Consider the following 12,132-nt stretch of genomic DNA (forward strand, 5'->3'; position numbering starts at 1 on the left):
TGCGAGTTCCGGGCAATTGCTCAGCCCTTGGCCAGCAGCGCCTCGACCTCCTGCAATGTCGGCATCGACGGTGCTGTGCCTGGACGGGTCACGGAAATGCCGGCAACGGCACAGGCGAAGCGCACCGCCTCCAGCGGCTCCACGCCGCGCGAAAGTGCTGCGGCCAAGCCGCCATTAAAGGCGTCCCCCGCGCCGGTGGTCTCGACGACAGGGCCGGCACTGATGGCTGGAACATGCTCGGACCGATCCTTCGCGTGCAGCAGCGCCCCCTTGTCGCCGAGCGTGACGATGACCGTGCCGACACCCTTTTCAAGCAGCTTGTCCGCGGCGGCGCGCGCTTCATTGACCGAGGAGACTTGCAGTCCGGTCAATTCCTCCGTCTCTGTTTCGTTCGGCGTGAGATAGTCGCAGAGTGTGTAGATGCGGTCGGGAAGCTTTGCCGCCGGTGCCGGATTGAGAATGGTCGTCACCCCGGCCCCGCGCGCGATCTCAAGCGCCCGTATCGCGGCATCGATCGGCTGTTCGAGCTGCGTCACGAAAACACCGGCACCACGGATCAGGTCGACATTGGCTTCGATATCCTCAGGCGTGATCAGCATGGCAGCGCCGGGACTGACGATGATGGCGTTGTTGCCGCTTCCCTCCTCGACGAAGATGTAGGCGGCACCGGTATAGCTGTCCGGCGTATCTATGGCGGCGCTCTTCACGCCGGCATCGTTCCAGGTCCGCCTGGCCATGTCGGCGAAGGCATCGACACCGAGCCTGGTCAGGAATGTGACGTCCGCCCCGAGCTTGCCGGCGGCCACCGCCTGGTTCGACCCCTTGCCGCCTGGCCCCAGCTTGAAGGAATTGCCGAGGATCGTTTCGCCCATGCGTGGCTGGCGCTGCGCCCTGTAAGCCGTATCGGCAACAAAGACACCGAGGATAACAACCGGCTTGCCCGAGGCCATGCCGCTACTCCGCATCCGGCGGCACGACGCCCTTGCGGAAGGCAAAGCAGCCGTAGAAGCGGCGTTCGCCGGTCTGGATGACGCAATAAGCCTGCTTGGCGCGCTCATAGAAGGCGTAACGCTCGACCGGCACCATCGGCCAGGACTTGCCCTCGGCGGCGTCGATCTCCTTCTGCACTTCCTTCTGCACGGCTGGGATCTCGTCCGGCTTACCGACGATCTCCATGCGGGCGGCCGAATCATCGACGAAGGTGTCCAGCGGGTATAGCGACAGCACGGCCTTCACCACCCGCGCCGCAGAGGCATCGATGCGCAGCACTCGACCGAGCGCCGTCCGACGCGCTACCGAATCGGAGGGAAAGTTGGTGTCGGCGATGATCAGGTCATCGCCATGTCCCATCGCCCGCAATGCTTGGAGCACGTCGGCATTGAGCAATGGATCGATCCCTTTGAGCATGATGGTCCTCGTGAAGTGCGTTTGAGATCAGAGACGCTTGCCGGTCTCGGCGTCGAACAGATGGAGATGGTCGAGCCTTGGCCGAAGCTTCAGCGTGTCGCCCGGCTTGAAGTCATGGCGCTCGCGAAACAGCGCCACCATCTCGCCGTCGCCGAAACGCAGGAAGACCAGGGTTTCCGAGCCGGTCGGCTCGACCACCGAAATCTTGGCCGGCACGCCATCGGGGTGGATCTCAAGATGTTCGGGGCGCACGCCATAGACGACGGAGCGCCCCTCCTCGACGGCGTTGTTCGGAGCAACCGGGAACAGCGTTCCGGCAATGTCGACGCCGCCCTTGCGCCCGGTGCCCTTGAGCAGGTTCATCGAAGGCGAGCCGATGAAACCGGCGACGAAAAGGTTCGCCGGCCGGTCGAAAAGCTCCAGCGGCGCGCCGACCTGTTCGATGCGGCCGTCGCGCATGACGACGATCTTGTCGGCCATCGTCATGGCTTCGATCTGGTCGTGGGTGACATAGATGGTGGTGGTCTTCAGCCGCTGGTGCAATTCCTTGATCTCGGTGCGCATCTGCACGCGCAGCTTGGCGTCGAGGTTCGAAAGCGGCTCGTCGAACAGGAATACCTGCGGATTGCGCACAATGGCGCGCCCCATGGCGACGCGCTGACGCTGGCCGCCGGAAAGCTGGCGCGGATAGCGCTTCAGATAGGGGCTGAGGTCGAGGATGTCTGCGGCGCGCTTGACCCGCTCGGCAACCACGGCCGGATCGGTCTTGCGCAGCTTGAGGGCAAAAGCCATGTTCTGCTCGACCGTCTTGTGCGGGTAAAGCGCATAGTTCTGGAACACCATGGCGATGTCGCGCTTTGCGGGCGGCAGGTGATTGACGACGCGGTCGCCGATGGCGATCGTGCCGCCGGAGACAGTCTCCAGCCCCGCCACCATCCTGAGCAGCGTGGACTTGCCGCAACCGGACGGGCCGACAAGCACGACGAACTGACCATCGGCAATGTCGACGCTGACTTCGTGCAGAACCTTGACGGTTCCAAACGCCTTGGCCACATTGCTGATCGCGACTTGAGCCATCGTTCCCCCATCGGCTCCACTGGCCGTAGGCGCAGAAGCTAACCAACGCGACCGGTCAGGGCAAGTCGGTCTCTTATAAACAAAAACCGTTCTCGTTGACACGGCGTTTGGTTGCGAGAATAGTGACGAGCGCCGATCCGAAACGCTGGTACTCTACCCGAAAAACGGAACGCGAAGCGACGCAGGTTGGGGTCCTACGTTTCGCTTCTGAACAAAGCCAGCGCCCGGCGCGATCGGCACTTCGATTCACGACTAATGTTCTGGGAGGAATAGTCCATGCGAGTAGGTCTTTACGACAAACTGGTCCGTGCCGGCGCTACAAGGCGCGAGATATTGAAGGGCGCGGCCTCGATGGCCGCGATCGCGGCCGCATCCGGCGCCGGACTTGGCGCGCTGACGCGCCCGGCTGCCGCCGCAAGCGAACTGCGCTCGAAAATCCTGCAGATCCCCGGGGTTGGCAAAGGTCAGCCGACCGACGCCGACTTCCAGAAGGTTGGCGAGCTTTGCCTCGAGGCGACCAAGGCCAATGTCAAGGAAGGCGAGTTCGCCGGTGTCGAGCTCACCTTCATGGGTCTCAACAACCAGAACCTGCACAATGTGCTGTTTCGTGGTTTCCTGAAGCCATGGGAGACCTATACCGGCGCCAAGATCAGCTGGATCGACCTGGCGCAGGCCGACTACAACGCCCGCCTGCAGCAGTCGATCGCCACCGGCACCGTCGATTTCGACATCATCGAGATGGGCGCCCCGTTCGAGGGCGACGTCTGCGGCAAGGGCCTGACTTCGGAGATGCCCGACTGGGTCAAGAAGCAGATCGACTTCGACGATCTCGTCAACTACCTCAAGCCGCCCGTTGGCACCTGGGATGGCAAGCAGTACCGGGTCACCATCGACGGCGACGCGCACAACTTCAACTACCGCACCGACGTGTTTGCAGACGCCGATCTCGCCAAGCAGTGGAAGGATGGCGGGGCGACTAGCGAATGGGGCGTACCGAAGACCTGGCAAGAGGTTCAGGCCGTGACCAAGTTCCTGAAGGGCAAGAAGTTCAAGGGCCAGGATGTCTACGGCTATCTCGACGCGCCCAAGCCCTGGGGCGGTTTCGGCTTCTATTTCCTGGGCAGCCGTGCCAGCGCCTACGCCAAGCATCCCGATGACAAGGCCTGGCTGTTCGACGCCGACACGATGAAGCCACGCGTCAATAATCCGGCTTGGGTACGGGCAATCCAGGATGTCATCGACGCCCTGCCGTCGGAGCCCGCCGACCAGATCAATGCCGACCCGAACACCACCGCCTTCCAGCAGTTCTTGGCCGGCACCGGCTCGATGATCCCCTGGTGGGGCGATGTCGGCTCGAACGTCAAGACCAATGATAGCTCGGTCATCGGCGATGTCACCGGCTTCTCGATCCTGCCGGGCTCCGACGATGTCTATAACTCCAAGACCGGCAAGTGGGAGAAGCTCGCCAGCGGCCCGAACTATGCGCCGAACTGCGCCTATCTCGGCTGGGGCGTCTATGTCATGGCCCGTGTCGATGCGGACGAGAAAAAGAAGAAGGCTGCATGGTCGGCGGCCGCCCATCTCGGCGGCAAGGACCTGTCGATCTGGACGGCGATGTATCCGTCGGGCTTCCAGCCCTATCGCAACTCCCATTTCGACATTCCCGAATGGGTGGCGGCCGGCTACGACGAGGCTTTCATCACCTCCTATCTCAAGTCGGAAGGCGACAGCTACAACCACCCCAACGCGGCGATCGAGCCGCGCATCCCCGGCATCTTCCAGTACTACAGCGCCGCCGAGGATATCCTGGCCAACACTTTCGCCGGCAAGATGAAGGCGCAGGAAGGCGCCGATGCCATCGCGGCCGCCTGGGAGAAGCTGACCGACCAGATCGGCCGCGACAAGCAGGTCAAGCTCTACAAGGCCTCGCTCGGCATGTAAGCTGCCTTTGAACCGTGGTCCGGCGGCAACGCCGGACCACAGCCTTCCCTTCCAAACGGGCGAGATTTGTGGCTGACCAGACTTCGACCGCGACCGGGTGGCCGGCAGACGCCGCCTCCTATGATCTGATCCCGCCAGGGCGCAGGCGTTTGGGCTGGGCGCTGATGGCGCTTGCCACGCTCGGCCTGCTGGCAACGATCGTGCTGCAGATCCTCTACAAGACCGAGGTCGATACGATCGGCTTCGAGACATGGCGGCCCGTGGTCTACGCCTATGTGCTGTGGGGTGTGGCGATCGGCATCGGCCAGGTTCTGACACGCGGCGAGGACGGCCAGCGCGCGCTCTTCCTGCTGCCGGCCCTTTTGTTCACCATTGCGATGGTGATCTTCCCGACCCTGTTCGGCTTCTACATCGCACTCACCGACTGGAATCTCAGTTCGTTCAGCGGCCGCAGGTTCAACGGGCTCGACAATTTCTGGCAGATGCTCGCCGACCCGTACTACCGCAACGCCCTGGTCAACATGGTGCTCTATGTGCTGGCGGTGCTGGTCGAATATGTGATCGCGTTCGGCCTGGCGCTGCTGCTCAACGCGCAGATCCGCGCCCGAAAATTCTTCCGGGTGGTGTTCCTGATGCCGCTGATGCTGTCACCGGTCGCCGTGTCCTGGATGATCGGCAAGTCGCTGATGGAATACCGCTTTGGACCAGCAGCCACGCTGGCGCGCCATCTCGGCTGGGAAGACCCGGCTTTCTTCTCGAACCCGATCACCGCCCGCATCTCGATCATGCTGCTGGACGCCTGGACCTTCATTCCGTTCATGATGATCATGCTGCTGGCGGGATTGCAGGCGATGTCGCGCGAGGTGCTGGAGGCGGCACGTGTCGATGGCGCCACGGCCTGGCAGACCTTCTGGCAGGTCACTTTCCCGCTGATGCTGCCGGTGTCGGTGACGGCGGTGATTCTGCGCATCATCTTCAAGCTGAAGCTTGCCGACATCATCATCACGGTCACCTCGGGCGGTCCGGGCGGCGCCACCGACTCGGTGTCGAGCTTCATCTACCGCGAATACCGCGACCGCTCGAATGTCGGCTACGGGACCATGCTGGCGATGGCCTATCTGGTCATCATCGTGGTGTTCGTGACCTGGCTGTTGAAGTTCGCCAGCCGTTTCGTGCGCAATGTGAATTAGGGCAAGATGAGCGTCCAGACCACAGACTACGTCGCCTCCGAAATCCGCTCGCCGGCGAGCTTCGTCGCCAGCCGCGTCTTCATCTATGGCGCGCTCGCCTGCTGGGGCTTTATCTGCCTGTTTCCGATCTACTGGACCATCACCACCTCGTTCAAAACGGCGGTGGACGTCACCCAGGGCCACCTGATCCCGTTTGTCGACTTCCAGCCGGATTGGAAAGGGTGGCGATCGCTTGGCCTGTCGCCGGACTCGATCTTCCAGACTTCGACCGTGCGCGACGAATTCCTCAAGCGTTTCATGAATTCGGTCATCACCTCGGTCGGCGCGTCGAGCCTGGCGATCATCATCGGCAGCCTCGCTGCCTATGGCCTGACCCGCTATCGCTACCATTTCGCCTGGTTCAAGAACGAGGATATCTCGTTCTTCTTCCTGTCGCAGTTGATCCTGCCGCCGGTGGTGCTGGCCCTACCCTTCCTGGTGCTCTACCGCGAAGTCGGGCTGCTCGATACGCGCATCGGGTTGATCCTGCTCTACACGCTGATGGTGCTGCCGATCGTCATCTGGATCATGCGTGACCAGTTCAATTCCATCCCCGTCGAGCTGGAGGAAGCAGCCCTCGTCGACGGCCTGTCGATCTGGGGCGCCTTTTTCCGCATCGTCATGCCGATCGCGCTGCCGGGCATGGTCGCAGCCTTCATCCTGGCAATGGTGCTGTGCTGGAACGAGTATTTCTTCGCCGCCCTTTTGACATCGACGGACGCCAAGACGATCCCGGTCATGGTCGCCAGTCAAACGGGGTCGCAAGGTATCAACTGGTGGTCGATGGCTGCTCTGGCCACCGCGGCGATCGCGCCGCTTGCGGTCATCGGCATCGCGCTGGAACGTTACCTGATCATGGGCATGACGGCTGGTGCGGTGAAGTAACCGGGCGCCTCTTCCTTCTCTCCGCTGGGGAGAAGGAAAGGTCGGGCTAGGCCTTCAGGATCGTGCGCAGATGATCCATGATCATGGCGACGCCCTGCTGTCCGAGTTCTGCCGAAGCATCCGCCGCGCTCGCCGTATACCAGCTTTTGTTGTCCGCGAAGTGCGCGGCATCCACCGCTTCCGGGCATAGCGCCAGCATCAGCGATGTCTCACCGATGCCGGCATGGTCGAACGGGTATTTGCCGTTCATTGCGACCGGCATCAGGGGATGCACCTGTACCCAGTTGAAGAAATTTTCGCCCGCGGCATGTCCGGCATAGTAGTCGGCCATCGTCTCGGAACCCCACCAGCCTTCGCCGCGCTGCTTCTCGAGGAAGCGGAAGATCGCCTGTCTGCCGGCGGTCTTGAAAGCGAGATCGGTCGGCATGCCGGCGGAGAAATTCTCGGTCTGGTGATGAATGATGGCGTGGATGTTGCGAAAGCCGATGCGCAGCAGGCTGTAGAACAGCTCTTCGCCGAACGGCGCCAGTTGATTGCCGCCGACCTGAACGGAGCCGCTGCCTTCAGGCGGTGCGACAGCATAGCTCGCCGCCCCGTAATAGAAGGGCGGCAGGATGACGATGTCGCTCTCTTTTTCGAACAGTTCCAGCGTCTTGATGACGGCCAGCGTGTCCATGCCGACGGCCATGTGCTCGCCATGGTATTCCAGCACGCCGAGCGGCAGCGCGACCGGCCAATTCTGCGCGATCGCCTTGCGGATCTGGTGCGGCAGCATCAGTTCATAGCGCATGGTCTATTCCATGTTGGTATGACGGGCGCGCATGGCTTCCGGCAACGCCGCGGTCAATTCCCTCAGTTTCAGCACCATGATCTCGAACAGCAGGAACAACGCGCCCTCGAATACGGAGCCCATCGGCAGCACCGACGTCTTTTGCGGCCCCTGGTCGTCGGCCATGGTCTGCGCCGGGATCAGCAGCGTCAAATCGGCTAGCGCTACAGCGCTGCCGCCCGCCTGGGCGGTCAGGAGCAGGACGGTTGCGCCGGCCTCGCGCGCAATGCGCATCAGGGTGAGTACAGTCGAAGTTTCGCCAGGCCCGGAACTGACAAGCAAAACATCGCCCTGCCCTACAGGCGGCGTGGTCATGTCGCCGACGACCGAAACCGGCAGGCCCAGATGATAGAGCCGCATGGCGAAGCCCTTCACCTGCAAGGCCTCGCGGCCGCAGCCATAGACGACGATCTGTCTGGCATCCGCCAGCATCCCGCAAGCGGCGTCGATCCGATCGCGGTCGACGCGCGCCAGCACCGCGCCAAGCTCGTCGAGCGCGGTCCTGAACATCTGCGAGCCGGAGTTGCTCATGGCCGCGCCACCAGCGTGCCAGTAGTCGAAGATGATTGGCAATTTCCGATCATGCTCTTCCCCGGAACAGCTTGATTTCGTTCATGCTAGCAACCGCGAAAATGCGTGTCCAACGCTCAGCGGTGCTTTTGCCGAGCCACGAGCATGATAGTGTCATGTTAGACAAATCAATCCGGGAAAATTTCAAGACATGAAGACACGGCATTTCGACCGCATCGGCAATGGCGGCATCGCCTTTACGGAGCTGGGCTTCGGCACGGCTCCGCTCGGCAATCTTTACCGCGCCGTCTCCGACGAGGACGCCAATGCGACGCTGGAGGCCGCCTGGGCGACTGGCTGCCGCTACTATGACACAGCACCTCTCTATGGGCTCGGCCTGTCGGAAACGCGCCTCAACCCGTTCCTGCGCTCCAGGAAGCGCGACGACTATGTGCTGTCGAGCAAGGTCGGCCGCATCATGCGCGCCTGCCCGCCGGAGGAGCGCACGGGCATCGGCAAGTTCTTCGACACGCCGTCGCGCAAGGAGGTCTACGACTACAGCTATGACGGCGTCATGCGCTCGTTCGAGGCCTCGCTGGAGCGGCTTGGCGTCGACCGCATCGACATCCTGTTCGTGCACGATGTCGACATCTTCACCCATGGCAGCAAAGAGGCGTCCGACCAGCGCATCGATGAGTTCATGCGCTCGGGCTATTATGGCCTGCTTGCCTTGCGCGACCAAGGCGTCATCAAGGCGTTCGGCGGCGGCATCAACGAGTGGCAGGTGGCCCAGACGCTGGCCGAGCGCGGCGATTTCGACCTGTTCCTGCTTGCCGGTCGCTACACGCTGCTGGAACAGGAGGCGCTGACATCGTTCCTGCCGCTTTGCCAGAAACGCGGCATCGGCATCGTTCTCGGCGGCCCCTACAATTCCGGCATCCTGGCGACCGGACCGAAGCCCGGCGCCTACTACAACTATTCCGAAGCGCCGCAGGATGTGCTCGACCGCGTGACGCGCATCGAGGCCGTCTGCAAACGCCATGATATCAGGCTGATCGAGGCCGCCCTGCAGTTCCCGCTGTTGCACCCGTCGGTGGTTTCGGTCATCCCCGGCGGCCAGAGGCCTGAAGAAGTCGAGAGCAACCGGTCGCTGCTGGACGCGAAACTCCCTGCAGCGCTCTGGGCCGATCTCAAGAAGGAAGGCCTGATGCGCGCCGACGCCCCGACCGTTTGAGGAGCTTCCGATCCGATCGATACGAGTCCAAAAATGAAAAGCCGAGCAAGCCCGGCTTTTCTGGTTTTTCGAAAATTAAATGCGCTTAGTTGACGGCGTCCTTGAGGCCCTTGCCGGCCGAGAACTTCGGCACGGTGCGCGCCGGGATCTGCACTTCGGCACCGGTCTGGGGGTTGCGGCCGGTGGATGCAGCGCGCTTTGACACGGTGAAATTGCCAAAGCCGACAAGCCGGACATCGCCGCCCTTCTTCAGTTCGCCGGAGATGACAGAAAACACTGCATCGACCGCCGACTGCGCGTCACCCTTCGAAATGCTCGCGGCGTCGGCGACAGCGGACACCAGTTCGTTCTTGTTCATAAAAATTCCCTTCCATGAGAACACCGGAACTTACGACTCATCCGGCAGGAAACGGACTTTAGAAAGAAGCGTTGCCGCAACCAAGTCGAAAAGGCAGGAAAAAAGCGGAAAAAGCCCGGAATTCCGGGGTTTTTCACATGAAAAAGCCGGGCGCGAGGCCCGGCTTTCTGTTTGTGCGCTGCAACTTTAGAAAAAACTAATGCGCAAGCGACTTTCCGGCATCGTCGGCACTGTCGGTCGTGGCCGGAGGATTGACCGGCTCGACCCATTCGATCGGCTCCGGCATCCGAACCAGCGCGTGGCGCAACACCTCACCGACGCGTGAGACTGGAATGATTTCCATGCCGTTCTTCACGTTGTCCGGAATCTCCGCCAGATCCTTGGCATTGTCTTCCGGGATCAGCACCTTCTTGATGCCGCCGCGCAGCGCGGCGAGCAACTTCTCCTTGAGGCCGCCGATCGGCAAGATGCGGCCGCGAAGCGTTATCTCGCCAGTCATCGCCACATCGGCCCGAACCGGAATACCCGTCAGCACCGACACAATGGCCGTAGCCATGGCCGCGCCCGCGGACGGGCCGTCCTTCGGCGTTGCGCCTTCCGGCAAGTGCACGTGGATGTCGCGCTTGTCGAACAGCGGCGGCTCGATGCCGAAATCGATGGCGCGCGAGCGGACATAGGAGGCCGCCGCCGAAATCGATTCCTTCATCACGTCGCGCAGATTGCCGGTCACCGTCATGCGGCCCTTGCCGGGCATCATGACACCTTCGACCGTCAGCAACTCGCCGCCGACCTCTGTCCAGGCAAGACCGGTGACGACACCGACCTGATCGTCGGCCTCGACCTGGCCGAAGCGGTAGCGCTGAACACCGAGATAGTCGGCGAGGTTCGCCGCCGTGATGCTCACCGTCTTCTTCTTCGTCTTCAGGATCTCGGTCACCGCCTTGCGCCCGAGCTTCATCAGCTCGCGCTCCAGGCTTCTGACGCCCGCTTCACGGGTGTAGGTCTGGATGATGGCGCGGATCGCGTCCTCACCGACGGAGAACTCCTTCGGCTGCAGCGCGTGATCGCGGATCACCTTCGGCATCAGGTGCCGCTTGGCAATCTCGATCTTCTCGTCCTCGGTGTAGCCGGCGATACGGATGATCTCCATGCGGTCCATCAGGGGCGCAGGGATGTTCAGCGTGTTGGCCGTCGTCACGAACATCACGCTCGACAGGTCGTATTCGACCTCGAGGTAATGATCCATGAACGTCGAGTTCTGTTCGGGATCGAGCACCTCGAGCAGGGCCGACGACGGATCGCCACGGAAGTCCTGGCCCATCTTGTCGATCTCGTCGAGCAGGAAGAGCGGGTTGGACTTCTTTGCCTTCTTCATCGACTGGATGACCTTGCCGGGCATCGAGCCGATATAGGTGCGCCGGTGACCACGGATCTCGGCTTCGTCACGCACGCCGCCGAGCGCCATGCGGATGAACTCGCGACCGGTTGCCTTGGCGATCGACTTGCCGAGCGAGGTCTTGCCGACACCGGGAGGGCCGACGAGGCACAGGATCGGCCCCTTCAGCTTCTTCTGGCGGCTTTGCACGGCAAGGTACTCGACGATGCGGTCCTTGACCTTGTCGAGGCCGAAGTGATCGGTGTCGAGGACGTTCTGCGCGTAGGCCAGGTCCTGCTTGACCTTGGAGTTCTTGCCCCACGGGATCGACAGCAGCCAATCGAGATAGTTGCGCACGACCGTCGATTCAGCCGACATCGGCGACATCGTCCTGAGCTTCTTCAATTCGGCTTCCGCCTTTTCGCGAGCCTCCTTGGAGAGCTTGGTTTTCTTGATGCGCGCCTCGATCTCGGCGGCCTCATCGCGGCCGTCCTCGCCTTCGCCGAGCTCCTTCTGAATCGCCTTCATCTGCTCGTTGAGGTAGTATTCGCGCTGCGTCTTCTCCATCTGGCGCTTGACGCGCGAGCGGATGCGCTTCTCCACCTGCAGGACGGAGATTTCGGCTTCCATGAAGCCCATCGCCTTTTCCAGCCGCTCCTTGACGGAAAGCGTGGCCAGCATTTCCTGCTTTTCAGGGATCTTGATGGCGAGATGCGAGGCAACCGTGTCGGCGAGCTTGGAATAGTCGTCGATCTGGCTGGCGGCACCCACCACTTCGGGCGAGATCTTCTTGTTCAGCTTGACGTAGTTCTCGAAGTCGGTGACGACCGAGCGGGCCAGGGCCTCGACTTCGACCTCTTCCTCTTCCGGCTCGACCAGCGCCGCGGCCTTGGCCTCGTGGAAGTCGGGACGGTCGGTGAAGGAGACGATTTTCGCACGCGAAGCGCCCTCGACCAGAACCTTGACGGTGCCGTCGGGCAGCTTCAGCAATTGCAGCACATTGGCGAGCGTGCCGATGTCGAAGATCGCATCGGGCTCGGGATCGTCATCGGCGGCATTCATCTGGGTGGCAAGCAGGATCTGCTTTTCCTGACCCATCACCTCTTCCAGCGCCTTGATCGACTTTTCACGCCCGACGAAGAGCGGAACGATCATGTGCGGGAACACCACGATGTCGCGCAGCGGGAGGACTGCGAAGACGCCGTCGCTGGGAGCCTTGGATATTTTGGCCATTGTCCAACCTTTCATGTCGCGGCCACCATCAGGCCAACCGCGAATCTCATATTA

General features: G+C 62.1%; 11 protein-coding genes. 4 read left to right on the forward strand and 7 right to left on the reverse strand.

Features of this window, described 5'->3' with window-relative positions:
* Positions 1 to 20 precede the first annotated feature (20 nt).
* Genes rbsK through O7A60_RS15840 form a run of 3 tightly spaced genes read right to left on the reverse strand, consistent with a single transcriptional unit; the run spans position 21 to position 2,484 of the window.
* Complete coding sequence (gene rbsK / locus O7A60_RS15830; RefSeq protein ID WP_027143637.1) at positions 21 to 950, reverse strand: ribokinase; 930 nt, start codon at positions 948 to 950, stop codon at positions 21 to 23.
* A gap of 4 nt (positions 951 to 954) precedes the next feature.
* A complete protein-coding gene (locus tag O7A60_RS15835; protein ID WP_027143636.1) occupies positions 955 to 1,407 on the reverse strand; it encodes an RbsD/FucU family protein in 453 nt (150 codons plus the stop codon).
* Between the two features lie 27 nt (positions 1,408 to 1,434).
* Complete coding sequence (locus O7A60_RS15840) at positions 1,435 to 2,484, reverse strand: ABC transporter ATP-binding protein (protein WP_140506441.1); 1,050 nt, start codon at positions 2,482 to 2,484, stop codon at positions 1,435 to 1,437.
* Between the two features lie 276 nt (positions 2,485 to 2,760).
* Here O7A60_RS15840 and O7A60_RS15845 point away from each other — a divergent pair, with 276 nt between their 5' ends.
* From O7A60_RS15845 to O7A60_RS15855, 3 genes are all read left to right on the forward strand, one after another.
* Positions 2,761 to 4,425: an ABC transporter substrate-binding protein gene (locus O7A60_RS15845; RefSeq protein ID WP_337107096.1), complete on the forward strand. Its 1,665-nt coding sequence runs from the start codon at positions 2,761 to 2,763 to the stop codon at positions 4,423 to 4,425.
* A 68-nt stretch (positions 4,426 to 4,493) separates the two neighbouring features.
* Positions 4,494 to 5,615 carry a carbohydrate ABC transporter permease gene (locus O7A60_RS15850; protein ID WP_337107097.1) on the forward strand — a complete coding sequence of 374 codons (1,122 nt, stop codon included), beginning with the start codon at positions 4,494 to 4,496 and terminating at the stop codon, positions 5,613 to 5,615.
* A gap of 6 nt (positions 5,616 to 5,621) precedes the next feature.
* Entirely contained in the window at positions 5,622 to 6,539 is a 918-nt protein-coding gene (locus O7A60_RS15855) for a carbohydrate ABC transporter permease (RefSeq protein WP_027143632.1), read from the forward strand.
* A 46-nt stretch (positions 6,540 to 6,585) separates the two neighbouring features.
* Here the strand turns inward: O7A60_RS15855 and O7A60_RS15860 are convergent, their stop codons facing one another.
* Together O7A60_RS15860 and O7A60_RS15865 are read right to left on the reverse strand one after the other, a co-directional pair.
* Positions 6,586 to 7,329: a creatininase family protein gene (locus O7A60_RS15860; protein WP_337107098.1), complete on the reverse strand. Its 744-nt coding sequence runs from the start codon at positions 7,327 to 7,329 to the stop codon at positions 6,586 to 6,588.
* 3 nt (positions 7,330 to 7,332) lie between these two features.
* A complete protein-coding gene (locus O7A60_RS15865) occupies positions 7,333 to 7,899 on the reverse strand; it encodes an SIS domain-containing protein (RefSeq protein ID WP_337107130.1) in 567 nt (188 codons plus the stop codon).
* Positions 7,900 to 8,089: 190 nt separating this feature from the next.
* Here O7A60_RS15865 and O7A60_RS15870 point away from each other — a divergent pair, with 190 nt between their 5' ends.
* Positions 8,090 to 9,112 (forward strand): aldo/keto reductase, encoded by a 1,023-nt coding sequence (locus O7A60_RS15870; protein ID WP_337107099.1) that lies wholly within the window; start codon positions 8,090 to 8,092, stop codon positions 9,110 to 9,112.
* An 85-nt stretch (positions 9,113 to 9,197) separates the two neighbouring features.
* Here the strand turns inward: O7A60_RS15870 and O7A60_RS15875 are convergent, their stop codons facing one another.
* Positions 9,198 to 9,470 (reverse strand): HU family DNA-binding protein, encoded by a 273-nt coding sequence (locus O7A60_RS15875; protein ID WP_027143628.1) that lies wholly within the window; start codon positions 9,468 to 9,470, stop codon positions 9,198 to 9,200.
* Between the two features lie 196 nt (positions 9,471 to 9,666).
* Positions 9,667 to 12,078, reverse strand: coding sequence for an endopeptidase La (gene lon / locus O7A60_RS15880; RefSeq protein ID WP_140506451.1), 2,412 nt, complete (start codon positions 12,076 to 12,078; stop codon positions 9,667 to 9,669).
* Between the last annotated feature and the right edge of the window lie 54 nt (positions 12,079 to 12,132).

Source organism: Mesorhizobium salmacidum (SeqCode), from assembly GCF_037179605.1.
In the GTDB taxonomy this organism is placed as follows: domain Bacteria; phylum Pseudomonadota; class Alphaproteobacteria; order Rhizobiales; family Rhizobiaceae; genus Mesorhizobium; species Mesorhizobium salmacidum.